The 26123-nt window shown below is 43.0% G+C and carries 30 protein-coding genes; 23 read left to right on the forward strand and 7 right to left on the reverse strand.

Translation table 11 applies throughout. The annotated features are described in order from the left end of the window. Positions 1 to 2 precede the first annotated feature (2 nt). Both AC622_RS05390 and AC622_RS05395 read left to right on the forward strand, forming a co-directional pair. On the forward strand, positions 3 to 839 hold the full coding sequence (locus AC622_RS05390; RefSeq protein ID WP_049670123.1) for a metal ABC transporter permease: 837 nt from the start codon (positions 3 to 5) through the stop codon (positions 837 to 839). A gap of 12 nt (positions 840 to 851) precedes the next feature. After that, positions 852 to 1277, forward strand: coding sequence for a Fur family transcriptional regulator (locus AC622_RS05395; protein ID WP_049670124.1), 426 nt, complete (start codon positions 852 to 854; stop codon positions 1275 to 1277). A 301-nt stretch (positions 1278 to 1578) separates the two neighbouring features. Here the strand turns inward: AC622_RS05395 and AC622_RS05400 are convergent, their stop codons facing one another. Both AC622_RS05400 and AC622_RS05405 read right to left on the reverse strand, forming a co-directional pair. Beyond that, entirely contained in the window at positions 1579 to 1890 is a 312-nt protein-coding gene (locus tag AC622_RS05400) for a hypothetical protein (RefSeq protein WP_049670125.1), read from the reverse strand. A gap of 353 nt (positions 1891 to 2243) precedes the next feature. Then, a complete protein-coding gene (locus tag AC622_RS05405; RefSeq protein ID WP_049670126.1) occupies positions 2244 to 2825 on the reverse strand; it encodes a nucleotidase in 582 nt (193 codons plus the stop codon). A 147-nt stretch (positions 2826 to 2972) separates the two neighbouring features. On the opposite strand from AC622_RS05405, the gene AC622_RS20405 reads away from it, so the two are divergent. Next, positions 2973 to 3266 carry a hypothetical protein gene (locus tag AC622_RS20405; RefSeq protein WP_053103718.1) on the forward strand — a complete coding sequence of 98 codons (294 nt, stop codon included), beginning with the start codon at positions 2973 to 2975 and terminating at the stop codon, positions 3264 to 3266. 55 nt (positions 3267 to 3321) lie between these two features. On the opposite strand, the gene ispG is transcribed toward AC622_RS20405, so the two are convergent. The 3 genes from ispG to AC622_RS05425 form a co-directional block, all read right to left on the reverse strand. Beyond that, complete coding sequence (gene ispG / locus AC622_RS05415) at positions 3322 to 4446, reverse strand: flavodoxin-dependent (E)-4-hydroxy-3-methylbut-2-enyl-diphosphate synthase (protein ID WP_049670127.1); 1125 nt, start codon at positions 4444 to 4446, stop codon at positions 3322 to 3324. A gap of 103 nt (positions 4447 to 4549) precedes the next feature. After that, on the reverse strand, positions 4550 to 4846 hold the full coding sequence (locus tag AC622_RS05420; RefSeq protein WP_082197028.1) for a hypothetical protein: 297 nt from the start codon (positions 4844 to 4846) through the stop codon (positions 4550 to 4552). Positions 4847 to 4993: 147 nt separating this feature from the next. After that, positions 4994 to 5773 carry a DUF1189 domain-containing protein gene (locus AC622_RS05425; RefSeq protein ID WP_049670128.1) on the reverse strand — a complete coding sequence of 260 codons (780 nt, stop codon included), beginning with the start codon at positions 5771 to 5773 and terminating at the stop codon, positions 4994 to 4996. Between the two features lie 138 nt (positions 5774 to 5911). Between AC622_RS05425 and AC622_RS05430 the strand changes: the two genes are divergently transcribed. From AC622_RS05430 to phoU, 9 genes are all read left to right on the forward strand, one after another. Continuing rightward, positions 5912 to 6391 carry a DUF456 domain-containing protein gene (locus AC622_RS05430; protein ID WP_049670129.1) on the forward strand — a complete coding sequence of 160 codons (480 nt, stop codon included), beginning with the start codon at positions 5912 to 5914 and terminating at the stop codon, positions 6389 to 6391. 127 nt (positions 6392 to 6518) lie between these two features. Next, on the forward strand, positions 6519 to 7127 hold the full coding sequence (locus tag AC622_RS05435; protein ID WP_049670130.1) for a superoxide dismutase: 609 nt from the start codon (positions 6519 to 6521) through the stop codon (positions 7125 to 7127). A gap of 176 nt (positions 7128 to 7303) precedes the next feature. Next, a complete protein-coding gene (locus AC622_RS05440) occupies positions 7304 to 8524 on the forward strand; it encodes an MFS transporter (protein WP_049670131.1) in 1221 nt (406 codons plus the stop codon). Between the two features lie 79 nt (positions 8525 to 8603). Next, positions 8604 to 10709, forward strand: coding sequence for a peptidoglycan D,D-transpeptidase FtsI family protein (locus AC622_RS05445; RefSeq protein ID WP_442853800.1), 2106 nt, complete (start codon positions 8604 to 8606; stop codon positions 10707 to 10709). 567 nt (positions 10710 to 11276) lie between these two features. After that, on the forward strand, positions 11277 to 12170 hold the full coding sequence (locus tag AC622_RS05450) for a phosphate ABC transporter substrate-binding protein PstS family protein (protein WP_156185560.1): 894 nt from the start codon (positions 11277 to 11279) through the stop codon (positions 12168 to 12170). Between the two features lie 80 nt (positions 12171 to 12250). Next, positions 12251 to 13138, forward strand: coding sequence for a phosphate ABC transporter permease subunit PstC (gene pstC, locus AC622_RS05455; RefSeq protein WP_049670133.1), 888 nt, complete (start codon positions 12251 to 12253; stop codon positions 13136 to 13138). Beyond that, positions 13138 to 14058, forward strand: coding sequence for a phosphate ABC transporter permease PstA (pstA, locus tag AC622_RS05460; protein WP_049672808.1), 921 nt, complete (start codon positions 13138 to 13140; stop codon positions 14056 to 14058). Before pstC ends, pstA begins: the two co-directional genes overlap by 1 nt. Before the next feature lie 58 nt (positions 14059 to 14116). Next, entirely contained in the window at positions 14117 to 14926 is an 810-nt protein-coding gene (gene pstB / locus AC622_RS05465; RefSeq protein ID WP_156185693.1) for a phosphate ABC transporter ATP-binding protein PstB, read from the forward strand. A gap of 30 nt (positions 14927 to 14956) precedes the next feature. Further along, positions 14957 to 15616 carry a phosphate signaling complex protein PhoU gene (gene phoU, locus AC622_RS05470; RefSeq protein ID WP_049670135.1) on the forward strand — a complete coding sequence of 220 codons (660 nt, stop codon included), beginning with the start codon at positions 14957 to 14959 and terminating at the stop codon, positions 15614 to 15616. Positions 15617 to 15683: 67 nt separating this feature from the next. Here the strand turns inward: phoU and AC622_RS05475 are convergent, their stop codons facing one another. Continuing rightward, a complete protein-coding gene (locus AC622_RS05475; protein ID WP_049670136.1) occupies positions 15684 to 16100 on the reverse strand; it encodes an SRPBCC family protein in 417 nt (138 codons plus the stop codon). 158 nt (positions 16101 to 16258) lie between these two features. Here AC622_RS05475 and AC622_RS05480 point away from each other — a divergent pair, with 158 nt between their 5' ends. The 8 genes from AC622_RS05480 to AC622_RS05505 all read left to right on the forward strand — a co-directional run bounded on the left by AC622_RS05480 (position 16259) and on the right by AC622_RS05505 (position 21884). Beyond that, positions 16259 to 16651 (forward strand): hypothetical protein, encoded by a 393-nt coding sequence (locus tag AC622_RS05480; protein WP_049670137.1) that lies wholly within the window; start codon positions 16259 to 16261, stop codon positions 16649 to 16651. Between the two features lie 176 nt (positions 16652 to 16827). Further along, positions 16828 to 17403, forward strand: coding sequence for a hypothetical protein (locus AC622_RS05485; RefSeq protein ID WP_049670138.1), 576 nt, complete (start codon positions 16828 to 16830; stop codon positions 17401 to 17403). Positions 17404 to 17463: 60 nt separating this feature from the next. Further along, entirely contained in the window at positions 17464 to 17613 is a 150-nt protein-coding gene (rpmG, locus tag AC622_RS20560) for a 50S ribosomal protein L33 (protein ID WP_082197029.1), read from the forward strand. A gap of 67 nt (positions 17614 to 17680) precedes the next feature. Further along, the gene (locus tag AC622_RS05490) at positions 17681 to 18244 is read left to right on the forward strand and encodes a 5-formyltetrahydrofolate cyclo-ligase (RefSeq protein ID WP_053103719.1); all 564 of its coding nucleotides are present in this window, start codon (positions 17681 to 17683) and stop codon (positions 18242 to 18244) included. After that, the gene (locus AC622_RS05495; protein ID WP_049670139.1) at positions 18237 to 19025 is read left to right on the forward strand and encodes a DUF92 domain-containing protein; all 789 of its coding nucleotides are present in this window, start codon (positions 18237 to 18239) and stop codon (positions 19023 to 19025) included. Before AC622_RS05490 ends, AC622_RS05495 begins: the two co-directional genes overlap by 8 nt. Before the next feature lie 42 nt (positions 19026 to 19067). Continuing rightward, a complete protein-coding gene (locus AC622_RS05500) occupies positions 19068 to 20036 on the forward strand; it encodes an L-lactate dehydrogenase (protein WP_049670140.1) in 969 nt (322 codons plus the stop codon). A gap of 64 nt (positions 20037 to 20100) precedes the next feature. Then, positions 20101 to 20271 (forward strand): hypothetical protein, encoded by a 171-nt coding sequence (locus AC622_RS20950; protein ID WP_156185561.1) that lies wholly within the window; start codon positions 20101 to 20103, stop codon positions 20269 to 20271. 71 nt (positions 20272 to 20342) lie between these two features. Beyond that, positions 20343 to 21884 carry a rhomboid family protein gene (locus AC622_RS05505; protein WP_049670141.1) on the forward strand — a complete coding sequence of 514 codons (1542 nt, stop codon included), beginning with the start codon at positions 20343 to 20345 and terminating at the stop codon, positions 21882 to 21884. On the opposite strand, the gene AC622_RS05510 is transcribed toward AC622_RS05505, so the two are convergent. Continuing rightward, positions 21879 to 22760, reverse strand: coding sequence for a hypothetical protein (locus tag AC622_RS05510; RefSeq protein WP_049670142.1), 882 nt, complete (start codon positions 22758 to 22760; stop codon positions 21879 to 21881). The genes AC622_RS05505 and AC622_RS05510 overlap by 6 nt on opposite strands. Positions 22761 to 22949: 189 nt before the next feature. On the opposite strand from AC622_RS05510, the gene AC622_RS05515 reads away from it, so the two are divergent. From AC622_RS05515 to AC622_RS05525, 3 genes are all read left to right on the forward strand, one after another. Further along, positions 22950 to 23159 carry a YqgQ family protein gene (locus tag AC622_RS05515; protein WP_049670143.1) on the forward strand — a complete coding sequence of 70 codons (210 nt, stop codon included), beginning with the start codon at positions 22950 to 22952 and terminating at the stop codon, positions 23157 to 23159. Positions 23160 to 23164: 5 nt separating this feature from the next. Then, positions 23165 to 24133 (forward strand): ROK family glucokinase, encoded by a 969-nt coding sequence (locus tag AC622_RS05520; protein ID WP_049670144.1) that lies wholly within the window; start codon positions 23165 to 23167, stop codon positions 24131 to 24133. Between the two features lie 63 nt (positions 24134 to 24196). Continuing rightward, positions 24197 to 26047 (forward strand): LTA synthase family protein, encoded by a 1851-nt coding sequence (locus AC622_RS05525; protein ID WP_049672810.1) that lies wholly within the window; start codon positions 24197 to 24199, stop codon positions 26045 to 26047. Positions 26048 to 26123 lie beyond the last annotated feature (76 nt).

Genomic DNA, 26123 nt, shown 5'->3' on the forward strand with positions numbered 1-26123 from the left:
GTATGCTAGCGATGTTTCAATATGAATTTTTACAAAATGCCTTTTTGTCAGGCTTAATTATCGGAGTAATCGCTCCTTTACTTGGGGTCTTTATTGTAGTTCGTAAGCTTTCTTTAATTGCGGATGCTTTGAGCCACGTGACCTTGACCGGGATTGCGGCAAGCCTCTTGTTAAGCAAGGAATTCCCGGGGACGTTTGCCAATCTGAACCCGCTCTATTTAGGAATGGGCTTTTCAGTTGGGGGCTCGCTGTTCATCGAACGTTTACGGAATGTGTATAAGCACTACCAAGAACTTGCTATCCCCATCATTCTTTCAGGTGGTGTGGGGTTAGGTGCGATATTCATTTCCATGGCGAATGGTTTTAATGTGGATTTATTCAGCTATTTATTCGGCAGCGTGAGTGCAGTCGGCCGAACGGACCTTTGGGTCATTAGTATCATTAGTGTAATTGTTGTCTTTACGGTGATTTTCTTATATAAAGAACTGTTTCTCTTATCATTTGATGAGGAGCATGCGAAAACCTCCGGCATTCCTGCCAAGGCGATTCATTTTATCTTTATCGTCCTTGTGGCTCTTGTGATTGCCATTTCAATGAGGATTGTCGGCGTTTTGCTTGTCTCAGCCTTAATGACATTGCCGGTGGCGGCTGCCTTGAAGGTGGCAAAGAGCTTTAAACAAACCATTTTCATGTCGATTCTGTTTGGGGAAATTGCCGTAGTAGGCGGACTGTTTACCGCTTATTATTTGAACCTGGCTCCTGGCGGGACCATTGTTGTCTTGGCTATTCTAGTCCTGCTTGTGACGATTCTGTTCAAGAAATGGCAAGTGAACCGATAAGGAGGAATTCTTATGGATGTTAAAAGAGCACTTCAACTGTTAAAGGACGAGGGATATAAATATACGGAGAAGCGCGAGGATATGTTAACCCTTTTCTCAAAGAGCAATCGGTATTTAACGGCTAAGGATGTCCTGGAACAATTAAAAAGTTCTTATCCGGGTATGAGCTATGACACAATCTACCGGAATCTATCCTTGTATGTAAAGCTTGGCATTCTTGAAGCTACTGAGCTTTCTGGGGAAAAATGCTTCCGTTTTGCATGTGAGGGGAACCATCATCATCACCATTTCATTTGCATGGAGTGCGGTAAGACGCGTCATATCGATGCCTGCCCGATGGAACAGCTTAAAGATGATTTAGGAGGCTACGAAATCTCAGGACATAAATTTGAAATTTATGGAACCTGTCCGGATTGTCAGCCTCATCATATGAATTAAGATTACAATGCCGTCAGGTGTGTTATGCACACCTGACGTTTTTTTATTGGAAAAGGAGCTAAAAGTGTTTGATACATCGAGCAGAATGGAACTCATTTATAAAGCGGAGGAGGATCCAATTGTAATCAAGATTAAGTAAAAGCATCTTGGTATATCAAAGGAAACGAAGGTGTATGAATGAGCACTTTGTTTCTGGCCAATTGGATGTTTACGGCTATCCATGAATTCAAATGGCTTGAGTAAGTGCGGTGAAGTGGTGATAAAAAAAGGCCGTTCAATATTTTTCTTAAAACAGCCTTTGTTAAGGGTATAAATTCGGTATTCCGAATGGAAAAAGGGTTGGAAGCACCCACAGAATGCCTAACACGATGGCTAGCAAAAGAGAGATGATTAGGCTGAATGTGCTTCTAAAAACCTGCTTTTTTTCATTCTTTTGTTCAAAGGGGAGTCCAACAACGCCGATAACAAATGCTGCTACTGCTAAAACCATTAGGTATAACGTTAAATCGTGATCGGTTGATGGGGTAAACAGATTTAGAGATATAAAAAGGAATAGGCAGACGACTGTCAGCACAAACGAGGTCTGGTTAGCGATTTCTTTCACATATTTCATAGGAACAGCCTTTCATTAAAGGTTATATATGGAAATATTTTACTAAATCAACCGATAACTGTAAATGCAAAAAATAGATGATGGTTATGATTTCGTGACCGCCAAACGACGAAATGCGAGATAGCTTTCATAGAAATTCTGCCAAAAACATAGGATTTCATCTAATAAATGATCGTTAGCTTGTCCATTTCATCTTTCTGTGGTTTAAGGGCAAAAGGAAAAAGGATGTGTAATTCTCATGCTATAAGAGTGTTATCTTAACAGTAAGGGAGGGAGGTGACCTCTCTTATACATGCGCAGCAAAAGAAAATGCCAAGCTAAAAGCAGATGTTTTAACTTGGCATTCATTCTTCTTATTCAGCTGTTTCCAGCCTCCAGCGGTCTACCCAGGCCTTAGCCTCGTTCCAGTCATGAACACGAATAACATTTTCTGGAATGGTCATTCGGTTGTAAGGGGCGTCAAATAAAATGACTGGAATACGGCATTCCTCGGCAATGGCGACGGCATTATCATGCTTATCCTCAAAGAAGAGGTCAACATCATGTTTTTTCGCTGAGGCAATCTTGTCATGGCTGCCGATCAATTCAATATGATGGTACATAAGGTCATGCTTATCGAACCATTGCTTCGTAACCGGGAGCAGGGTTTCGCTTCGGGCACTGATGAAATATAGCTCATAATGTTCCTTCCACTCATTCAGCACCTGACCTGCATAAGCAGCCATTGGCGATTCCGTATAGATGCGGGGCTCAACCTCCTTGAACCATTGGTAAAATTCAAGGGGCGGGACATTCACAAAAGGGGTTAATTCATATTCTGTGATGTCATCAAGGGTCAGTTGAAGCTTAAAAGCCTCGTTTATGAAGGGGAGCAGGGATTTCTGACATGTGACGGTGCCGTCTATATCAATTCCAAAACGTTTTTGTTTGTTCATCACGGTATTCCTCCAAGTAATTGTACGATTGATCTCTTCCGCCGGTTTTTCTAAATTCTGTTTCTTTTTGCAAAAACTTCTCTCATGTCTTTAGGCTGATGCGAGAACACTAAGGAATGCTCCATTAACTTAAAGGGGGAGAAGGCCTTGTCCAAACGGAATGGAAGAATGGCTGCCTCGCATCGCAATATCACTTCGATGCGGTCAACGAATGAAAGACCAGCCGCTGAAGCCGTTCAAGAAAAGAAACAGGTCATTGGCTATATTGCCATTCTTCTGTCCATTATATCCTTATTTCTTTATCCCGTCATATTTGGTTTGATCGGTTTTTTGACAGGGATTACCGCAATTAAAAGAAGGATTCGAATCTTAGGGATTCCGGCAGTCATGATCGGGCTCTTTTCGGTTTTGGCGGGTTTATTCGTCTATCCCTTCTTTTAGGGGGCCAATAACGAAAAAAGGAGCTGGGAATCCAGCTCCTTTTCTTATAGATCTGTTACTCGGTTACGGATGCATTCGCCTGTTCTTTCTCAAGGCGCTGCTTTTCATAGTATTCCTCAGCCAAGATATCAATTTCTTTCTTCAATTCTTCAACCATTGTCGCTTCTGGTACCTTCCGGACAATTTTTCCTTTGCGGAATAGCAGTCCTTCACCTCTGGCGCCAGCAATACCGATATCAGCCTCTCTTGCTTCACCAGGTCCGTTAACAGCGCAGCCGAGAACGGCAACTTTGATTGGGGCTTTGATTTTTTGAATATATTCATCGACTTCATTGGCGATGGAAATTAGGTCTATCTCGATTCGTCCGCATGTCGGGCAGGAAATCAACGTTGCTGAGTTAGCGGAGAGACCAAATACCTTCAATAACTCACGAGCAACCTTTACTTCCTCTACAGGGTCTGCACTTAAGGATATACGGAGTGTATTCCCGATTCCTTTGCTTAAGAGGGCGCCTATTCCTGCCGCACTTTTTACGGTTCCGGAGAATAAAGTACCGGATTCTGTGATCCCTAGGTGAAGCGGATAATCGAATGTTTGAGCTGCTTTTTCATAAGCTTCAATAGCCAAGCGGACATCTGATGCTTTCATGGATACGATAATATCATGGAAGTCGAGGTCTTCAAGAATCTTAATGTGGTGAAGAGCGCTCTCTACCATGCCGTCAGCTGTTGGGTAGCCATATTTTTCTAAGATCTTGCGTTCAAGGGAGCCGGCATTGACACCAATACGGATTGGAATCCCTTTTGCTTTAGCTGCCTTGACAACAGCTTCGACCTTTTCACGACGGCCGATGTTCCCTGGGTTGATACGAATCTTGTCGGCGCCGCCTTCAATGGCGATCAAAGCTAATTTATAATCGAAATGGATGTCAACAACGAGCGGGATATTAATTCGTTTCTTAATATCGGCAATCGCACGAGCCGCACGCTCATCCGGACAGGCGACACGTACGATTTGGCAGCCGGCCTCTTCCAAACGATTGATTTCAGCTACAGTTGCTTCTACATCATGTGTCTTTGTTGTGGTCATGCTTTGTATAATAACTTCATCGTTGCCACCGATTGTTAAGTGTCCCACTTTCACGGGGCGGGTTTTAGTACGATGTATTAATTCACTCACTGGTCATTCTCTCCTTTTAGGCGTATTGCCTTTATGCCGCAAAAGCATTTCTAGTTTATTGTATCAACGGTTGCCATCTAATTACAATTAAAGAGATTTCTCTTTAATAATCCTTTAGTTTGTATGTCTGTCCGATTTTAATCTCTTCAGGCTTTAACCCGTTATTTAAGGAACTGAAATCCTTGATGATTTGTTCGATAGGGACAGGAAGTGTCCCTTCCTTTTCTTCTATTAAGGAGATGACGGTATCACCGGGCTCCACTTTTATATTATAGTAGGTTTCATTTGTTTTATCCACAACGGCTGGAGTTGCTTTTGGCAAGGTTCCATATGTCAGGTCATAGTAGACGGAATAGATGACAATGCAGCAACCAAGGAAGATCAGTAATTTTTTGATCATATCTCTTCTCCTGCCTTTTCCCTTTTACTAGATTATATGCGGATAAGAGAGTGAATAGAATAGTGTTCTCTATCTTTTTGCTAAATGATAGGATAAAAAGAAAATGCCCGGCGCTTGTCCGGGCATTTTCTTGAATGGTAATGGGTTTTAGGCCTTCGGCTTCTTAGGAGCAGGTAATTCCTTAATAGCCATATAGAGCATCATCAGGCTGATGAACCATTTTACATAAAAGTCACCGATGACCGGCACTTGTATGAAATCCATGAAGGTGAAGAACACGACAGCGAGTGTAAAGCTGTATGCAGCTAGGCGCCATTGTTGGCCGAAGTTGGTCCTGCGGCCGAGAATAGAGGCGAATAAGCCGCCGAAATAAGCAAGCAGTGTCACTTCCAGGAATTGCAGGGCGGCTGTCATTAAGAACATGACAAGGATAACGAGTGTGACGATTAAGTATAGGGAAGCTTTCGCGTTTTCTATGTATTCACTGGCGGATTCATTTGTCAGACTTAATCCTGGAACCATGGAATACTCGAGCTCTTGGGCTTGTCCGTTAACCAATAGAACGGCTTTATTCTTTAACAGGCCGACCGTCACATCGCTTGAAGTGTTCAAATCAGTGGAGTTTAACGTGCCAGTGCTGTCAAATTGAATCGTGAAATCTTCCTTTTTAATCAGCTGCGGGGCATCCATATCTGATGTTAATGTGCCATCCTTAATTTCAAACTTTGGAATGTCTGATTTCAATGCCGTGTTAAATTCGTCTACATTCGTCATGAAAGCCATCGTGAAATAAATGGCAAGTGGCAAGACCATAATGAATGTTAGGAAGAACACGTACAGAATTGTTTTACCTATGCCCTGGAAACGATATTTAGCAATATCCTTGGGCGAGTAAAGACTTTTAACTAATTGAGTAAAAATATTCATTTTGGCTACAACACCTTTTTTTAATGTCAATCTTTATTCTATCTGCCTGAGGTCGATATTACAAGGCAGTTCGCTCGGCAGTACAGAGGAGTTGGGTTAAACTAGGAGTATGGAGCGAAATAAAGAGGAGGTTATGGAATGGAGTGGATTTATTGGCTCATTATTTGGGCTTTGTTTATTGTGGGCTTTATCGGCCTGATCTTTCCCATTATCCCGGGGGTATTATGCATACTGGCGGGAATGCTTGCTTACGGGCTGTTCTTCTCCTTCGACCAGTTTAACTGGCTGTTCTGGGTCGTTCAAGGCATGTTTGTCCTATTATTATTTGGAGCGGACTATTTGGCAAATATATTTGGAGTGAAGAAATACGGCGGTTCAAAGGCGGGAGTATGGGGGAGTACGATTGGATTATTGGCTGGGCCATTTATCATTCCAGGCTTCGGTATTCTCATTGGGCCGTTTGCGGGTGCGTTCATTGCCGAGCTCTTGGTTCATCGGAAGCCCATCAAGACAGCGGCGGCAATCGGATTTGGTTCCGTTGTTGGCTTCGTGGGAAGCACCATCACGAAATTCATCATTCAAGTCATTATGATTGTTTATTTCTTAGTAATCATATAAACGAAAGACGTTTTTGTTGAAAATCAACGTAATGATTGTTAATCTAAAATTAATCACTTCGGTCAAATTGACATAATTGTCTGAAAGTGTTAATTATTGACGTAATTTTATTAGGAGGAATGTTAAAATGGCATTTTCTTTACCACAGTTACCGTACGAGTATGATGCACTTGAGCCTCATATTGACAAGGAAACAATGAATATTCACCACACAAAACACCATAACACATATGTGACAAACTTAAATGCGGCACTTGAGGGCCATGAAGATCTAGCTGGCAAGAGCCTTGAAGAATTGCTTGCTAATATTGAGTCTGTACCAGAAAGCATCCGCACAGCGGTACGCAATAATGGCGGCGGACACGCTAACCACTCCCTATTCTGGGAATTGCTTTCACCAAACGGCGGCGGTGAGCCGACAGGTGAACTAGCAGAAGCTATCGCAGCTAAATTTGGAAGCTTCGAAAGCTTCAAGGAAGAGTTTGCTAAAGCAGCAACTACTCGTTTCGGCTCTGGCTGGGCATGGTTGACTGTTAAAGACGGCGAACTTGAACTTTATAGCACAGCTAATCAAGATTCTCCATTAATGGAAGGTAAAACACCAATCCTCGGTCTTGACGTTTGGGAGCATGCTTACTACCTAAACTACCAAAACCGTCGTCCAGAATACATTGCATCATTCTGGAACATCGTGAATTGGGATGAAGTTGCGAAGCGTTACGCTAGCGCAAAATAAGAAAGCTTCCAAGCGTTTTGGATTAGGAGCATTTGCTTCTTCTCCAAAACGCTTTTTCTTTTGCCTGCTCTAGCTAAAATACATGGGCGAATTGTTAACTGCTGCCAAGTGAAAGATGCTTACATGTTCCGGATTACCTGCAGGGAAACTAACCGAGATAAAGGGGAGTTTTCAAAATGGGAATTCAAAATGATGTTATCAGCAGAATTAAGTCCAATAAGGAATTGTATATCCTGATATTGATTGGTGCGTTGTATTCATTAAGCACCGCCTTATCGAATACGTTTGTGAATGTTTATTTATGGAAGCAAAATGAGGCATTAATGGATTTAGGTATTTATAATCTGGCCGTTGTTATTTTGCAAGGGCTGGCGTTTCTGTTTGCGGGCGGACTTGCAAAAAAGGTCGATCGAATCATTATCCTACGCATAGGGGTTTGTTTTCTTGCGTCATTTTATTTGGTGGTTCTTCTCTTCTCAAGCAACTCCAGGCTCTATTTAGTGCTGATTGGGAGCTTGCTGGGCCTTGGTTACGGCTTTTACTGGCTTGCTTATAATCTTTTGACCTTTGAGATCACCGAACCGGAAACAAGGGACTCCTTTAATGGTCTGCAGGGAATCTCAGGGTCTCTCGGGGGAATGATTGGTCCCTTTTTTGCTGGGTATGTGATCAGCAGCCTGACAGGTAATACAGGCTACTTGATCATTTTTGGTTTATCTCTTGCCTTGTTCGTCGTTGCCGTCGTCTGCAGCTTTTTTCTGAAAAGGAGAGCGGCAGATGGCAGGTATCAATTGCGGGACGTAATGGAGGAACGGAAGCAGAATCGTGATTGGAAGAGGATTACATATGCGAATTATTCACAGGGGCTGAGAGAGGGTGTGTTTGTGTTTATTATCTCAGTCTTTGTGTTCGTTGAAACAGGGAGTGAGATGGCGCTTGGCACCTTCACGCTCATCAGTTCAGGCATTTCATTTCTGGCCTATTTTCTTGTCAGCCGATACGTAAAGGTGAAACACCGGAAGATATCCATGTTCATCGGGGCAATCCTTCTTTACATGGCCATCGCCTTTCTTGTGTATCATGTATCCTACATTAAATTACTTCTATATGCTTGTTTAATTGCACTTGCTTACCCGCTGCTGTTTGTTCCCTATATGTCCCTGACCTATGATGTCATAGGGACGGCTAGGGAGGCGGCATTATATAGAGTGGAGTATATTGTCATCCGGGAGCTGTACTTGAATGCTGGCAGAGCGACCTCCATTTTGGTATTCATGGCATTGATTTTGCTGACTCCAGAGCAAACAGGCATCAAAATTCTCCTTCTTGGAGCAGGGGCTGGGCATGTATTCGTTTACTTATTTATGAGGAAAGTGACTGTAAGAAATATTGATTGACTGGAATCTTTTACTTCTGTTAATCTGTATAAATTGATAATAAAATGAAAGGAAATGCAACTATGAAGGGATGGAGACAGTGAAAGTCAGAAAGAAAAAAAAGAAAAAACAACTACCTCTTCGTCTGAATATATTAATATTCGTTGTGTTTTTACTTTTCTCTGCGCTAATTCTTAGACTGGGAATCGTACAGATTGTCTATGGGGATGATTACAAACGGGAAATTGAGAAAACCGAGGAAGTGACGGTTCAAAACTCTGTTCCACGGGGAAAAATCTTTGATCGCAATGGACAGATTATCGTGGATAATCAGCCGCTTTATGCAATCACATATACACGTACCCAGAAAACATCAACAGAAGAGATGCTAGAGACAGCCGAGAAATTGGCTCAATTAATTGAAGTGAATACAGATAAGGTTCGTGAGCGGGACAAGAAGGACTTCTGGATCCTCTTGAATCCAACAGAAGCCAAGAATAAAATTACTGAAGCAGAATATAAGAAGCTGAATGACGGCAAATTAACGGATGATGAAATCTATCAAATGCAGCTTGATCGGATAACAGAGGATGATATTGACTTCTCTGAGGATGAGCTGGAAGTATTGGCCATTTACAGCCGCTTTATCTCAGGATACTACCTATCTCCGCAAATCGTTAAGAATAATGAGACCACTTATGAAGAAGTGGCGCGGGTTAATGAACATATCGAAAACCTTCCTGGTGTTGATACAACAACAGACTGGGAAAGGAAATATGCTTACGGAAGTACGCTCAAATCAGTGCTGGGGAAAGTATCCACTTCTAGTGAAGGGCTGCCATCCGATAAAGCAAACTATTATTTGGCCCGGGGATACAGCCGTAATGATCGTGTGGGCACCTCATACTTAGAACAGCAGTATGAAGAAGTATTGCGCGGACAGCAAGAAAGAATCCGCAATGTGACGGATACATCCGGCAATATAGTCAGCACCGAGATTATTACAGAAGGCCAGCGCGGAAATGATTTAATCCTAACCATTGATATGGACTTGCAAATGGCCACAGAGGAAATTATTGAAAAGCAATTGAAGGCAAAGACGGGTACAGGAGATACGAAATACTTGGACCGTGCCTATGTTGTTGTCTCTGACCCGAAAACGGGCGAGCTTTTGACAATGGCTGGCAAGAAGTATTCAAGGGATGAAGAAACAGGAAAGATGAAGATGACGGACCATGCGCTTGGCACCTTCACCTCTTCCTATGCGATGGGCTCCTCTGTCAAAGGTGCGACCATCTTGACAGGCTACCAGACAGGAGCCATTTCACCGGGTCAGGTAATCCTTGATGCTCCGATGAAGATTAAGGGAACGCCAGTGAAGAAATCCTGGAAAACCTTTGGTAATATAACAGACATTGATGCCTTACGCGTTTCTTCAAACGTATACATGTTCAAAACGGCTATTATGCTTGGCGGCGGCAATTACGTTGAGGGAGGATCCCTTAGTGTAAAAGATTCTGCTTTCTCTACTATGCGAAGTTACTATAATCAATTCGGTCTTGGTGTAAAGACTGGACTTGATCTTCCTGGAGAGGTTGCCGGCTATAAAGGCATTACTCAAAATGCCGGTCTATTAATGGACTTTGCCATTGGACAATATGATACGTATACACCGATGCAGCTTAACCAATATGTATCCACTATTGCTAATGGTGGGAATAGGGTGAAACTCCATCTTCTAAAAGAGGTTCGAGAACCATCAGACGAGGATGATGCACTAGGCAAGGTCGTTAAAGAGGTCCAAACGGAAGTGCTGAATACTTTGCCGATGAAGCAATCTTGGATTAAACGCGTTCAAGAAGGCTTTAGGCAGGTTACACAAACGCCGGGCGGTACAGCTTATTCCTATTTCAGTGGTGCTGCATATAAACCAGCAGGGAAAACAGGTACGGCTGAGGCTTTCTATGACGGGCCTAAGTGGGAAATCGGTACGGTGCAGCCGGAAACGTATAATATTACCTTTGTGTCGTATGCACCGGCAGATAATCCAGAGATAGCCATCAGTGTTGTTGTGCCATGGGCTTATCAAAGCACCGGTCACAAAATGAATCTGGAGATTGCGAAATCGGTTTACGAGAAATACTTTGACCTGAAGGCTGAGAGAGCCGGCACTAAAAAGAAATCAGATTCAAATGATGATGAATAAAAGAACACATAAATAAGCAAATTGGACACTTATGTATGCCCCTCTTGAAGAGGATAGGACAAAAGGTGTCCAATAACTTAAAAGCTGAACTATTTTAAAGTGTAATTTAAAATAGTTCGGCTTTTTTTGTTTAGCTCTGTTAAAGGTGAATATGGATAGGAGAATGCCGCCGTTACTCCTTGCTTAGATTAGCGGACAGGGGTGACTCCGCAGATGTGCCTAAGCACTCGTGGAGGCTCCCAGACCGCCGCTGGGTTTCGCCAGCCTGCAACGAAAATCAACCCTTTAGATTAGCTAAGCCTTTAGGTTAAAAAATTTCAATGCAATAGTCGGTTTTCGACACTGCAAATTTAGTTATGTCCCAACCTCCTTTTACATTTTTGTCCCTCTAAATATGAACGGAGCACGATGATAACAGGATCTGAATCATCTATTTTCAATTTACAAACAATAATAAATATTTACATAACCTTTACATTTGATTAATGCCTGGTTTAAATTGCTTGTTTAATATAGAGACTGTAAGCGGTAAATGAAAACAATCAAGCAAACGGGAGGTCTTTGGTTATGTTTATGAAATGGAAAAAGGCATCTTTCTTCATGGTGCTAGTACTGATGAGCGGAGTACTTGCAGCATGCGGAAGCGATAGTGAATCGAATAATGGTGGTTCCTCCGGTGCAAACGGAGAAGAAATATCCGGTATGATCACAGCAGCTGGTTCAACGGCCTTGCAGCCTTTGGCTGATGAGGCTGCAAATGAATTCATGGCCAATAATCCTAATGTGTCCGTGAGCGTGCAGGGCGGAGGCAGTGGTACCGGCATTAATCAAGTAGCTAGCGGAGCCGTTAACATTGGTAACTCTGACGTTCCTTCAGCAGATAAATTGGAAGATGAAAAGCTTGCCGGTGAAATAGTTGACAATAAAGTATCCGGCATTGCCTTTGGAATCGTTGTAAATAAAGATGTAACCGTTAAAGACCTGACAATTGAACAGATTCAAGGAATCTTCTCTGGCAAGATCAAGAACTGGAAGGAAGTCGGCGGAGCGGATTTGGAAATCAATGTCGTCAATAGACCTGCTTCTTCCGGCACACGTACAACATTTGAACAAACAATCATGCAAGATGTGAAGATTGATGACAGTATCGGTACAAACCAAGATTCTAACGGGGCTGTTGAAAATTCTATCAATTCCACATCCGGTTCCATCAGCTATTTGGCCATGAGCTATTTAGTTGAGGGCAAAGAAACAACATTGAAAACAGTCACCATTGATGGTGCAGAACCGACAACTGAAGATGTAGCAAATGGAAGCTATCCTTTCTGGTCTTATGAATACATGGTCACAAAAGGGGAACCAGAGGGAGCTGTCAAAGCATTCATCGATTTCATGATAAGTGATGATTTTGCCGGTAAGGTTGATGAAATGGGCTATATTCCAATGTCTGAATTGGAATAACTCATAGGTAAAAAATGCGAGGGGACTGGTCGTTTTTGCCAGTCCTGTTACCGTGTTTAATTGGAGAGGAGCAGATTAGGATGAAAGGCCATAAGTCGATAAACTACTGGAAAAGTGAATATATAGGCCGAATCCTTGTTACTTTATGCGGGTTCGTGATTGTACTAACCACATTGGCAATCATCGTATTCATAACTGGTAAAGGAATTCAGTCATTTACTGTGAGCGGCATTTCACTATGGGAAATGATCAGTTCAACAAATTGGAGCCCGAATGACGGGCATTATGGAGCATTGATTTTCATTGCTGGATCCACGCTCGTATCAATGGGAGCTGTGTTAATCAGTGCCCCGATTGCCATTGCTTTAGCTATTTTTATGAATTATATATCTCCTAAGTTTGGAGAAAAGGTTTTACGGCCTGTATTGGAGTTATTGGTAGGAATTCCTTCCGTTGTTTATGGGTTATTAGGGGTGACCATTCTTGTGCCGTTCCTAAGAGACTCATTTGGCGGAGTCGGTTTTAGTTTGCTGGCGGGGACTATCGTCCTCAGCATCATGATTCTCCCGACAATTGCCTCCCTGGCCTCTGATGCTTTAAGAGGAGTGCCGCCGCAATTGCTGGAAGCTTCTTACGGCCTTGGCTCTACAAGATGGCAGGCAATCAGCCGTGTGGTGATACCAGCTGCGAAGAAAGGGGTATTAACAGGGATTGTCCTTGGGCTCGCACGTGCATTTGGTGAGGCGCTTGCCGTTCAAATGGTTATCGGGAACACGATTAAGCTGCCAGAAGCCATTACGGACCCAACGGCCACTTTAACAGGGATTTTGACAATGGATATGTCTAATACATTAAACGGGACAGCATGGAATAACGCTCTTTGGAGCTTAGCCCTGATCCTATTGGTTATGTCATTCTTGTTTATTATGATTATTCGTTTTATTGGGAATAGAGGTGGGACAAAATGATGAATTCGCGAACAGTTAATAAGATTTGGACAGGGATTTTCTACATCATAGCCATCTTTATTATCATTCTCCTTGGATTTCTCGTTTTTGAAATACTGAAAAGAGGCTGGGGATTTTGGGACCCCTCCTTCCTGACGGGAAGATCGAGCAATCTGGAAGCTGGCGGGGGAATAGGGTATCAATTATTTAATTCCTTCTACATGCTCATCATTACATTGATTATTTCTGTTCCTCTTGGTCTAGGGGCAGGTATTTATTTGGCGGAATACGCAAAACCAGGGAAGTTTTTGAACTTTATCCGTTTATGCATTGATACGATGGCGTCTCTTCCTTCTATTGTGGTTGGATTATTCGGATTGCTTGTGTTCGTAACGGCAACCGGATGGGGATATACCATTATCGGCGGTGCATTGGCCATTACCATTCTGAACCTGCCGAGTTTGGCGCGTGTCAGTGAAGGGGCGCTCTTGGATGTACCGGATAGTGTGAAGGAAGCTAGTCTTGGTGTCGGGGCAACAAGATGGCAGACGATCGTGAAGATTGCCCTGCCGACAGCGATGCCGCAAATTATTACAGGGGTTATCTTAGCGGCGGGCCGTATTTTTGGGGAAGCGGCAGCTTTGATTTATACAGCAGGCTTAACGACCCCCATCTTAAATACAGCCGCAGACTTAAGCAGTCCTGTGAACCCATTCAATATTTTCAGGCCGGCAGAAACATTGGCTGTTCATATCTGGAAATTAAATTCAGAGGGGATTGTGCCGGATGCTCAGGCAATTGCGATGAAATCAGCTGCCGTACTCATCATCATGGTCTTGATCTTTAATTTACTCGCACGCTTATTCGCAGCTCTGTTGCAAAAGCATTTCGAAGGCGGTAAAGGGAAGAAGAAAAAGAAAAAGCCGCAAGCAGCAGCTTAACGCTCGATAGTCTATGGAATCGATAGGGGGCAATGACATGATTGAACTGAAAGAAAAAATGCAGGAAAAGGGAAAGGTGCAGGTCATGCAAACAGAACAATCAAGCAAGGATAAAAAGCTTGTTTATGATACGAGAAATCTAAATCTATGGTATGGAGATAATCATGCCTTGAAAGATATTAATCTGCCAATTGAAGAAAATGAGGTTACGGCCATTATTGGACCTTCCGGCTGTGGTAAATCCACTTATATAAAAGTTTTGAATCGCATGATTGAATTGATTCCAAGTGTCAAGACAACAGGGGAAATTCTCTATAGAGGCAACAATATTTTCGACAAGAATTATCAGGTAGAGGAGCTGCGTAAAAGAGTGGGCATGGTTTTCCAGAAGCCGAACCCTTTTCCAAAGTCCATTTATGAAAATGTCGCCTATGGACCAAAAATTCATGGTGTAAGAAATAAAAAGGAATTGGACGAAATCGTGGAAAAAAGCTTGCGCGGTGCCGCTATCTGGGATGAAGTGAAGGACCGTCTTCATGAAAATGCCTATGGCCTATCAGGCGGGCAGCAGCAGCGTATATGTCTTGCGCGCTGTCTGGCAGTTTCACCGGATGTCATCTTAATGGATGAGCCGACATCAGCACTTGATCCAATCTCCACCTTGAAGGTTGAGGAGCTTGTTCAAGAGCTGAAAGAGAAATTCAGCATCATCATTGTCACTCATAATATGCAGCAGGCTGCGCGCATATCTGATAAGACAGCCTTTTTCTTGAGCGGGGAAGTCATTGAGTTTGACGAAACCGACAAAATATTCTCCACGCCAAAGGATAAGCGGACGGAGGATTATATTACAGGACGTTTCGGCTAAGGAATTATTTGGTGAAGGGAGAAGATAGGAATGGTAGTCAGAGAAAAATTCGAGGGTGAGCTTCAGGAATTAAAGGTCAATGTGGTACGAATGGGCGATATGGCTGTTACAGCACTTGATAAAGCCTATAAAGCACTTTTGGATAAAGATATTGATCTTGCCCTATCCGTACTAGACGAGGATAAGCGGATTGACAAGCTTGAAGAAGAAATCGAAGAATCAGCAATCTTAATGATTGCTAAGCAGCAGCCTGTTGCTTCCGATCTTCGTCACATCATCTCCGCGATTAAGATTTCATCTGAAATTGAACGTGTTGGAGATTATGCGAAGAATATTGCGAAGACGGCTATTCGTTTAGCAAAGGAAGAGCTTCCATTCCAGAATGATGGCGTGGCAGAAATGCATGGAATCTGTTTGCGGATGATGACGATGTTTAAAGAGTCCTATAAAGAGGAAAACCTGGCAATGGCTAAGGAGCTGGCAGAGCTTGATGACCGGCTGGATGAGCTATATGGACAGGTCATACAGTCTATCTTAAGTGTATCGCCAAAAGGAACAGATAAACATCATCAAAACTCTCAGCTATTATTCCTTGTTCGTCATTATGAACGGGCAGGCGATCACATTACGAATCTGGCTGAAGAGATTTTGTACATGGCTAAGGGAAGGCGCTATCACTTAAATGACTGATAACAGCTAAATGAAAAATCCCCCATACAGCACATGCAGATGCGGTGCAGTATGGGGGATTTTGATTTTATAAGACTGATGGTAATTTTTGATGAATAAGTGCTTCCCATCCCTCATCCATAATGGAATAAACCACGGGGTGAGGCTGTCCGAATTCTGTCGTTTTCTCTGGGTCCCAGCCGGAATGAATAACAATTAGCTCTGTTTGTGCTGGAGATAGTTCCTTTAATTCAAAACGTAAATGCCAATCCTTTCCCCAATCAAAGGCGAAGAGCTCATTTGGTACCCATTCTGTCACGCGGCAGGGTGAATCGCCAAAATGGTCGGTATGGAGAAGGAAATTCTCCCCTGCGCTCTTATCAAGCGTGTTTTCCATCCACCAGGAGGCCAGTCCATCAGAGGTGGAGACTGCCTTCCAGACCTGCTCAATGGGTGAGCTGAGCAGGATATGCTTCCGTATTTCTTTTATATTTGTTTCTTTCATTGTTATATCCTCCAAAATAGAAAAATCCTTTATAGATTGTAGTATCTCAAATCAGAAGGGAGAAAGGAAAGGGAATATGTTCCGTAAATGGAGATGGTTTGAAAAAGGATGTCCAAGGATAAAGGAAACAAAACGACTGTTTGAAGGGAAGATGGACCATGCAAGAACGAAAAACAATAAAGATTAATGATGAAGAAATCAGTTATTTTCTAAGTGAGAAAGCCATTCATATTGATAATAATGATGCGCTGAAAAGAGCTGTTCTTAAGCCTAAGGCATCTACTCAAATTGCGGAATTAACCTTAGAGGATCATAAACGGCATTATCATTATGCCCTCCCAATCACCACAGTTTCTCTTGCTGCAGAGATATATGGGCATGTTTTTCCTGAACAAGCAGCAGAAGCCATAAAGAAGATTCCTATGCCAGATAAGCTTGAGCAGGCGATAAATCTGGTGCTGGAAAAAACAGATGTCATTGATGCTGGACACGAATCCATTGATGGTAATCGGAAAATCTGGGATGCAATTGCCAAGATTGTCCCTATTTAACGGTCATTTCCAAGAATTTGACATTGTTTTGCTTATGTAGAGCACAATGCATTAGGCATAGAATTTTTTGGGGAACGAAAATCAATGTTCGACAATATGCGTTTATTGTCAATGTGCCTACCGGATGATAGGATTTAATGGAAGAATATAGTAATCATTCGGGAGGGGAGTACCGCTTGGATAAATTAGGGAGACTAAAAATTACAGAGGATCGTGCACGCAGCTATAAGAGGTTATCAGAGGCGACACCAGGAGGGATTGTTCCTTATTTATGGCGGGAGCCCGGTACGGATCATGGCAACCTTTCAATTGGTATTCAAATGGAACATCATAAACAATCTGATCGAATAGATGTTATATGCAAGAACGATTCTCCTGATGAAATATCCTTTAAGGTCTTTTTCGTGACGGAGAGGACAAGTCATGTGTCAGCCTGCTTTTATAGTCCTGCTGATGCACTTGTTTATTTTTATGAAGATGATCATATTGTCCTTTTGAACGGTCATGACCGGGCCACTATATCCATTATGGAGCAGCGGAACAGGAAGGCAGTATTTGAGGCTATGCAAAGAGGCACCATTCTGCCTTCTCCGCTAGCACGCGGATATGTCATTTGTGCAACTATGTACCACCGAATCCTTCGTCCTGGAGAGGTTTCAAAGCTCTCAAATTGGACTGTCAGCGGGAAGACAAAAGAGGAAGCTATGCTTCTTGATTATCTTGTCAAAAAACAGACTAGCATTTATCACTAAAAGGTGGTATTATAGAAAAGTCGTATCAAATGAAGTTATGAATGAACTGGAGGGACTCACATGCGTGTAAACATTACATTAGCTTGCACAGAGTGCGGTGAGCGTAATTATATCAGCACAAAAAATAAACGTAATAACCCTGATCGCCTTGAGCTAAAAAAATACTGCTCAAGAGAAAAGCGTACTACTACGCACCGCGAAACAAAATAAGCAACAGGAGCTACCTCCTGTTGCTTTTTTTTATGGGATAATATAGAAAGATTGTGAGGAAAAGGGAATGTCAAAAAATAGATTACGAACTGAATGTCTGAATCTATTGGCTGATTACCCGAAGGATAAACGCAGCAAGAATACATATCATATAACGGATTCTTTGGTCAATCATGCCCTATGGAAAGAACAATATATAATTGCTATTACATTAGCGCGTTATCCAGAGATCGACACAAATGCAATCATTGAAAGAGGATGGGCAGACGGAAAGCAGATCGCCATTCCGAAATGCAGGCCGAAGACACGAGAGATGGACTTCTACCTATATGAAGAAGGAATGGAGCTTGAAACCGTCTATAATGGACTCCTTGAGCCCAATCCTGATAAAGCAAAGAAAGTCAATCCGGCAGACATCGGATTGATGATTGTACCGGGGCTGGCATTCACGCCAAAAGGTTATAGGCTGGGGTTTGGCGGTGGATATTATGACCGGTTTCTCTCAGCCTATTCAGGCGTAACGGTTTCCATCGCCTTTTCTGAGCAGGTGACTGATTATCTACCGGTTGAATCGTTTGATGTGCCGGTCGACTGGCTCCTGACTGAAAGGGGCATGCATCATTGTGATTAATGTGTTCATTTATCTGCTGATCACCTCTGCAGGGGCTTATCTTGCCTTTAAGGAGAGACTTCTGTCTCAATCAGGGGCGCTTGCCGCCTGCCTTGTTGGATTTTGTGTGCTTATAGGAACAGGCTGGCAAGGTTTTGTGATTTTAGGTTTATTTTTTGCTTCGTCCAGCTTTTTCTCCAGCTACAAAAAGCATCGGAAGAAAATGGCGGAAGAAAGGCTTGCCAATACGAGCCGACGGAATTGGGCACAAGTTGCCGCCAATGGGGGAGTCCCATCGGGCTTTTCCTTGGCATATGCCACTACATTCAATGAAATATTTCTGTATGCCTTTGTTGTTTCGATTGCTGCGGCTGCCGCAGATACATGGGCTTCAGAGCTTGGGGTATTGAGTAAGGGAGCCCCTGTCAAGATTACAAACCTCAAAAGATGTACACCTGGCACATCTGGAGCGGTCTCCATTTTTGGGACTGCCGCATCTGCCGCTGGAGCCATTTTCATTTCCTCGGCTGCAGTCCTCTTGTTTGATCTTTCTTTACCTGTTTTTCTAATGATTAGTGTATACGGATTCCTTGGCTCAGCAGCTGATACGCTGCTCGGTGCATTTGTGCAAGTGGAATATCGATGTCCCGCTTGCGGAGTCCTGACAGAACGAAAGGAACACTGCGGACAAGGTACTAATCATACGAGCGGTGTTTCCTGGTTCAACAATGAAGCTGTCAATATCTCCTCTATTCTAATTGTCAGCTTTCTTTGCATAATAACTTCATGGTATATCACATAATAAAGAAGCAGTATTGTATTTGCAGAAAAGGTGGTAAAAAACATGACAAAAAAAGATATTAATCGCGTAGTTCTTGTTGGTACTGGATTTGTAGGGAGCAGCTATGCTTTCGCTATGTTGAACCAAGGTGTGGCGGAAGAGTTTATCATGATTGATTTGAATAGAGACAAAGCAGAGGGAGATGTAATGGACCTTAACCATGGTACTCCATTTGCTCCTCACAGAACGAAATTCAGACTTGGTGATTATTCCGATTGTAAGGATGCTGATGTAGTTGTCCTGACTGCCGGCGCAAACCAAAAGCCTGGTGAAACACGTCTTGACCTTGTAGAGAAGAATATGAAGATCTTCCATGGCATCATCAAAGAAATTATGGCAAGCGGATTTGACGGTATCTTCCTAGTTGCGGCCAACCCAGTTGATATTTTGACTTATGCAACATGGAAATTCTCTGGTCTTCCGAAGCACCGTGTTATTGGCTCCGGTACGATTCTTGATACTGGCCGTGTACGCTTCATGCTTAGTGATTATTTTGAAGTGGACCCGCGCAATGTGCATGCCTATATTATCGGTGAACACGGCGATACAGAGCTTCCTGTATGGAGCCATGCGAACGTCGGCGGTAAGAACATCACAGAACTAATTGAGAATTCCCCTGGTAAATCCATGGAAGATCTTGATGGAATCTTCACAAATGTGCGTGATGCTGCCTATGAAATCATCAACCGTAAGGGAGCTACCTTCTATGGCATCGCTATGGGCCTTGTGCGTATTACGAAGGCAATCCTGCAAGATGAGAACAGCATTCTGACTGTATCTACGTACCTTGATGGGGAATATAATGAGAAGGATGTTTATGTTGGTGTACCGTCAGTTGTTAACCGTAACGGTGTGGCTGATATACTTGAGTTGAAATTGTCTGATGATGAGCAAGCTAAGTTTTCTCATTCCGTCAAAGTATTGAAGGATACAATGGACCCTGTCCTTGCCAAAATCCTAGCTGAAAAATAATTCCGAACAGCATAAAAGTCTCTCCTGTGCCCATACTATGTGGAAACACAGGAGGGATTTTTTTATGAAAAGATTTTTGATTATCTTAAGCATGGCATCAGTTGGGTATATAGTTTATCAAAAGAGAAAATCCTTTTTCAAAAGTACCATCATGCGGGATATGCTGCTCGCTGTTTTACTTGAGCTGCCGATTTTTAAGCGTCGGGATGATGAGTGGCCGGCTGAGAGCCAATAGGAATATTCACCCGACATAAAGAGTGGTAAAATAAAGAGGTATTTTTGGGAGAGAGAAAGTAGGGAAAGTGATTGAGTTTGAAAGAGGAGTATTTATATTGGTTTTTTATTAACCAGCTTATTAAGCAATACGGCTATCGGTTTGTGTCTGCTTCTGATGATCAAACAGAAATCTGGCTTGCATCAGATTCAAACACAGATTCTGATATCATCCGTTTGAAGCTCGGTGACCTGGGATGGGCAAATAATCTGAAGAAGGACCAGCATATGGCCATTCACAATGGGGAGAAGGTACGCAGATTTCTCGGAAAGAAAGCGGTTACGGTTAAGACCGTCTATATCAGTACCTATGCACCTGTGGACGATTATTCGGAGATTGTAAAAGGGTATGAAGAACCGGAGTTTCGCCGTGTGCACGCTGAATCACTCGTATTCCAAACATCTGCTTTAGAGGAATCATTGGAGGAGCTCAGACACTTCCTGCCCTATCCGCTTGAAGGAGTGAATAGACAGAGCGAGGAGATTGAGGAGAGTGAGATTGAGGAACTGAAGCAGAGTGCCTTAACAGCCTCGTATCAGAAGGTCAAAAAGGATGAAGCAGTATTCCAGAAGGGAAAACCGATCTTAACCTATTTGCTGATGGCCATTCAAGTCATTGTTTTCTTCATCTTGGAAATGAAAGGCGGAAGCACCAATACCCAAACCTTAATTGAATTTGGCGCCAAGTATAATCCGCTAATCATGACAGGGGAGTGGTGGCGTTTCTTTACGCCAATCTTTTTGCATATTGGCTTTACGCACCTGGCCCTTAACACATTGAGTTTATATTTTGTTGGGATCATTGTGGAACGGATTTATGGCAGCGCCCGTTTCTTTATGATTTATTTCTTTGCGGGGTTTGCCGGAACGCTTTTGAGTTTTTTGCTTGTTCCAAATATTTCAGCAGGGGCGAGCGGGGCTATTTTCGGCTTGCTAGGAGCCCTTTTATTCTTCGGGATTGTCTATCCAAATTTATTTTTCCGGACGATGGGCTGGAATGTTATCATTATTCTCCTCATCAACTTAGTGATCACCTTCTCAGCCTCTGCGATTGACAGTGCTGGACATATTGGCGGGCTGGTAGGAGGATTCCTGGCTGCGGCAATTGTTGGTCTCCCGAATAAAGGAAAGCCGGTATGGCAGATTGTCTCCTTCCTCGGTACGGCTCTTCTGACGGCTGGGCTGCTCTTTTATGGCTTTACAGCAGGAGCGAATGGTACATATGAAATGGATATGGGGCTGGCTCAGGAATACATCAGCCAAGAAGATGATGAAAAGGCCTATGAGGCCGTGCAAAAATACCTCGATGGAGATAATTATCCAGAAGCGTACTTTTTTGCGGGATATCTGGAGTTTCGAAACGGAGATCTTGATAAAGCGGAGGAGCATTTCTTGACAGCTATTGAGCAGCGTCCTGATTTTCCAGAGGCATACTATGACCTAGGGCTGATTTACTGGCAAAGACAGGACCTGGACCTTGCAAGAGAGTATATAGAGAAGGCTTTGGAGCAAGATCCAGATAATAAAGACTTTCAAGAGGTGCTTGAGCGAATAAAGCAAAGTCAGTCCTCATGATGGAAGCTGTTGATAAAATTCATGCAGATTGCCGGTCTTATCCTGTATAAGCAGGATTAACCGCCGGCTCTGTTTTTCCCTTAAAATGAGCGGGATGGTACTGTCAACCGGATTAATGATGGTGCCATCCTGTTTTTTTATGCCTGAAATATAGATGGAGTATAAAGCTTCCCATAGCTTCTCGATAATCGCCCGTTGTTCCTGCTCGGTATAATCAGACAGGAGGGTATCCTTCTTAGCTGCCAGCTCTGTAATAGGCATGACAGTATAATTTGACAAATCGATATGAGCCTGATCAATATAGCGGTCTAACACCTTTGTGAGCCTTGAATTCGTTACGGAACGAAGAGTAAAAGCCCAATCCTTTTGTTCTTCATTTTCAGGAACCTGAAATGACTTTATCGGTCCAAAACGAGAGGATATAACATAAAGGGAGGCATCCGTCGTTTTAAAGGTGCTTGTCGGGATGTCATCTTGATCATGTATTTCAGCGTAATGAATCGTTACTGCCTCAAATAAGGAGGATTCATAGCCCTGGGCAGTTAGTTTTTGGTCCATCGAACTAACATCCTGTTTCCAGCCTCTTAAAAAATCATTGAGTCGTCCATTCTGAAAGAGGAGAGACATATCCTGGCGCAGATAGGCAGTTTGATGTAACACGGAGCTGACATGGAGGATGACCTCATACTTATTTTTGTTCTTGTCAGGCTCCTTTAAGGTTAAGGATGTATTTGCCTCGCTGAATTTGGCCTCGTCATTTAATGGGAAGAACTGAAGGGTCTGTTCCGTATTTGGTTTCATATATGTCTTCCACAATACACCTATGGCAAGTATGATCAGAACAATGATCCCTATATGGTAAATGGCTTTAGTCAACAGAAGCTCACTCCTTGCTTATTAGTCAAAATATCGATACGGGGCTCTCCTTGGAAATATATGAGCTAGTCCAATGGGATATGCTATTTCTAAGAGACAGGGTCTATGGACAATCAAAAAGAAGGTTGAGGGAACGAAAGAAATTCAGCTATACTTAAAGCGTAAGAGCCAGGAAGGTAGGAGTTTAAGATGAGAACGGTTTATGATATTCAGCAATATTTAAAAAGATTTGGAAGCTACATATATATGGGGGACCGTTTGGCTGACTTGGAGATGATGGAGTTTGAGGTACGTGAGCTATATCGTTCGAAGCTAATGGAAACGAAAGAATATCAAACAGCCCTTCTGATTTTAAAGCATGAAATCGCTTCAGAGAAAGATAAACAAAAGAAAGGGTGAAAGAGATGGAGAAAAAAGAGTGGCTTTTAGGAATTGATTTAGGCGGAACAACCGTAAAACTAGCATTTGTGGAACAAGAGGGAACAGTGATACATAAGTGGGAGATACCAACCAACCTGCTTGATAATGGGATGCATATCGTAACGGAGATTGCCAGCTCAGTGAAGGAAACGCTAAAAGCGTGGCCAAATGCAGTCTTGATTGCAGCGGGAATGGGAGCGCCGGGTCCGGTTGATTTTGAAACCGGCTCCATTTATGTAGCCGTTAATATTGGCTGGCGTGATTATCCGCTTAAATCTCTTCTCGAGGATGCGCTTGGTATTCCTGTTGTGGTGGATAATGATGCAAATATGGCTTCTTACGGGGAATTTTGGAAAGGGACCGGAGAAGGGACAAATGATCTTGTTTGCATTACGCTTGGCACTGGTGTTGGCGGTGGGATTATTGCCAATCAGGAACTGGTTCACGGTGTAAGTGGAGCAGGGGGAGAACTAGGGCATATCACTGTCATTCCGGAAGGAGGAGCTCCATGTAATTGCGGGAAGACAGGCTGTATTGAAACGATTGCATCGGCAACAGGTATTGTTCGGCTTGCTTTGGAGGAAATTAATAAGAATCCGGAATCGCAGATTGCCAAACGCTATCACGAACAAGGCATCATTACAGCCAAGGACGTATTCGATTGTGTGAAGGAAGAGGATGAAGCAAGTTCAGCCGTACTGGATCAGGTAGCGAAATACTTGGGGCTGACGGCTGCCAATGTCGGCAATAGCCTCAATCCGGACAAAATTGTATTCGGGGGCGGTGTATCAAGGGCTGGAGAGCTTTTATTAGGTCCTGTAAGAAGATATTACGAGCAATTCGCCTTTCCACGTGTAGCTGAATCAACCGTGCTGGAATGTGCATCCTTAGGGAATGACGCTGGAGTAATTGGTGCTGCTGGTTTAGCTTATAAGCAATATGGTAATGAGTAGAGGAGCGTCTGTCGTTTAATCTAAGGATAGAAACAATGAGTAGACAGGAGGGGAGGAATGAAGATGGACCAATCATTTAAGGTGCAGAAAATACCGCTTCTTACAACGGCCATTGGGCTGCTTTGGTTGAAGACATACATCGTATACAAAACAAGCTTCGACATCAAGATTGAGAATTGGCGGCAGGAGTTCATCTTGTTCATTAATCCCCTTAGCTTCCTGCTGCTTATCTTTGGTGTTGCCCTTTTTATAGGGCGGCGCCGTAATCAGTTCATCCTTGCCGTAAGCTTTCTCTTATCCTTTATCTTATTTGCCAACATCGTCTTTTTCCGATTCTTCAATGATTTTTTGACCCTCCCTGTCCTTTTTCAAGCAAGTAATATGAGCGATCTCGGTTCAAGCGTACACGAACTGCTTAATTGGACGGATCTTCTTTATTTTCTTGACTTCTTTTTGTTATTGGCAATGGTTCATTATTGGCCAGACCTCTTACAAGAGAATCAGCCTTATCCAAAGGCCACCCGGCGTTTTTACTATTTGACAGCCTTCGCCGTTACCTTTTTTAGTTTAGGGATTTCAGAAGCAGAGCGGCCTCAGCTTCTGACAAGGACCTTTGATAGGGAAATCCTCGTTAAGAATATCGGTACGTATCACTATCATGTATACGATTTGATCCTACAAACCAAATCCTCCGCTCAGCGAGCGCTTGCTGATGGAAGCAAGCTTGTTGATATTGAGAATTATGTGCATTCAAAGCAAACGGAGCCTGCTGAGAGCTTGTTCGGCCGCTATAAGGGAAAGAATGTAATCTACGTCTCAATGGAATCGCTGCAGGCTTTCCCGATTGGTGCGAAGATGAATGGACAAGAAGTCACCCCTTTTCTAAATGACTTCATTGAAGAAAGCTATTATTTCAATCATTTTTATCACCAGACCGGCCAGGGGAAGACCTCTGATGCAGAATTTATTACGGAGAACTCCTTGTATCCAATTGGCAGGGGAGCCGTGTATTTCACGAATTCACAAAATACCTTCCGGGCAACACCGGAAATTTTAAAGGACGAGGGCTATTATTCAGCTGTCTTCCATGCGAATGACAGAACCTTCTGGAACCGTGATATTATCTATGAAAATTTCGGCTATGATGAGTTTTTTGATGTGGCTTCCTACACGGTCAATAATGATAACTCCGTGAATTGGGGATTGAAGGATATTGATTTCTTCAACCAGTCGATGCCAATGCTAAAGAGCCTGCCTGAGCCATTCTTTGCGAAATTTATCACGCTGACGAATCATTTCCCCTTCACGCTTGATGAGGAGGATATGATGATCGATCTGTATGATTCTGACAGCAAGACGTTAAACCGATATTTCCCGGCAGTGCGCTATATGGACGAAGCGTTGAAGTTATTTGTGGAGGATTTGAAGAAATCGGGTTTGTATGACCGTACTGTCATCGTACTCTATGGAGACCATTATGGCATATCTGAGAATCATAATGCGGAGATGGCTCGGTATTTGGGTAAGGAAATTACCCCTTTTGAATCAACACAATTACAGCGGGTTCCGCTGATCATTCATTTGCCAGGGCAAAAGGAGGGGAAAACACTCTCCAATGTGTCGGGGCAAATTGATCTAAGGCCAACGGTCATGCATCTGCTTGGCATCGATACGACTAATCATATTCAATTAGGGACAGATTTGTTTTCGCCAAACCGGATGAACATGGCTATTTTGCGCGATGGCAGCTTCATTACGGATGAGTACGTATATACGAAGGAAACCTGCTATAGCAAGATGACAGGAAGTCCAATTGAAACGAACGCCTGTGAGCCATATGCAGAGAAGGCCAAGATGGAGCTGGATTATTCAGACCGGATTATTTATGGAGATCTTCTCCGATTTTATGAATAAAGGATGAGAACTGCCCTGGTAAATTACTGGGGTTTTTTGTTTTTTCGGTGTTCAAATGGACAAAGCTGGTGGTGGA

This window comes from Bacillus sp. FJAT-27916, assembly GCF_001183965.1.
GTDB lineage: Bacteria > Bacillota > Bacilli > Bacillales > Pradoshiaceae > Pradoshia.

Bases quoted from the DNA above. Each gene is read 5' to 3' on its own strand.
- AC622_RS05450 (WP_156185560.1), top strand. From the start codon at position 11,277: ATGTTTATGAAATGGAAAAAGGCATCTTTCTTCATGGTGCTAGTACTG.
- AC622_RS05425 (WP_049670128.1), bottom strand. From the start codon at position 5,773: ATGAATATTTTTACTCAATTAGTTAAAAGTCTTTACTCGCCCAAGGAT.
- AC622_RS05520 (WP_049670144.1), top strand. From the start codon at position 23,165: ATGGAGAAAAAAGAGTGGCTTTTAGGAATTGATTTAGGCGGAACAACC.
- AC622_RS05405 (WP_049670126.1), bottom strand. From the start codon at position 2,825: ATGAACAAACAAAAACGTTTTGGAATTGATATAGACGGCACCGTCACA.
- AC622_RS05435 (WP_049670130.1), top strand. From the start codon at position 6,519: ATGGCATTTTCTTTACCACAGTTACCGTACGAGTATGATGCACTTGAG.
- AC622_RS05390 (WP_049670123.1), top strand. From the start codon at position 3: ATGCTAGCGATGTTTCAATATGAATTTTTACAAAATGCCTTTTTGTCA.
- rpmG (WP_082197029.1), top strand. From the start codon at position 17,464: ATGCGTGTAAACATTACATTAGCTTGCACAGAGTGCGGTGAGCGTAAT.
- AC622_RS05400 (WP_049670125.1), bottom strand. From the start codon at position 1,890: ATGAAATATGTGAAAGAAATCGCTAACCAGACCTCGTTTGTGCTGACA.
- AC622_RS05440 (WP_049670131.1), top strand. From the start codon at position 7,304: ATGGGAATTCAAAATGATGTTATCAGCAGAATTAAGTCCAATAAGGAA.
- phoU (WP_049670135.1), top strand. From the start codon at position 14,957: ATGGTAGTCAGAGAAAAATTCGAGGGTGAGCTTCAGGAATTAAAGGTC.
- pstA (WP_049672808.1), top strand. From the start codon at position 13,138: ATGAATTCGCGAACAGTTAATAAGATTTGGACAGGGATTTTCTACATC.
- AC622_RS05430 (WP_049670129.1), top strand. From the start codon at position 5,912: ATGGAGTGGATTTATTGGCTCATTATTTGGGCTTTGTTTATTGTGGGC.
- AC622_RS05480 (WP_049670137.1), top strand. From the start codon at position 16,259: ATGCAAGAACGAAAAACAATAAAGATTAATGATGAAGAAATCAGTTAT.
- pstB (WP_156185693.1), top strand. From the start codon at position 14,117: ATGCAGGAAAAGGGAAAGGTGCAGGTCATGCAAACAGAACAATCAAGC.
- AC622_RS20950 (WP_156185561.1), top strand. From the start codon at position 20,101: ATGAAAAGATTTTTGATTATCTTAAGCATGGCATCAGTTGGGTATATA.
- pstC (WP_049670133.1), top strand. From the start codon at position 12,251: ATGAAAGGCCATAAGTCGATAAACTACTGGAAAAGTGAATATATAGGC.
- AC622_RS05475 (WP_049670136.1), bottom strand. From the start codon at position 16,100: ATGAAAGAAACAAATATAAAAGAAATACGGAAGCATATCCTGCTCAGC.
- AC622_RS05420 (WP_082197028.1), bottom strand. From the start codon at position 4,846: ATGATCAAAAAATTACTGATCTTCCTTGGTTGCTGCATTGTCATCTAT.
- AC622_RS05515 (WP_049670143.1), top strand. From the start codon at position 22,950: ATGAGAACGGTTTATGATATTCAGCAATATTTAAAAAGATTTGGAAGC.
- AC622_RS05500 (WP_049670140.1), top strand. From the start codon at position 19,068: ATGACAAAAAAAGATATTAATCGCGTAGTTCTTGTTGGTACTGGATTT.
- AC622_RS05395 (WP_049670124.1), top strand. From the start codon at position 852: ATGGATGTTAAAAGAGCACTTCAACTGTTAAAGGACGAGGGATATAAA.
- AC622_RS05525 (WP_049672810.1), top strand. From the start codon at position 24,197: ATGGACCAATCATTTAAGGTGCAGAAAATACCGCTTCTTACAACGGCC.
- AC622_RS05490 (WP_053103719.1), top strand. From the start codon at position 17,681: ATGTCAAAAAATAGATTACGAACTGAATGTCTGAATCTATTGGCTGAT.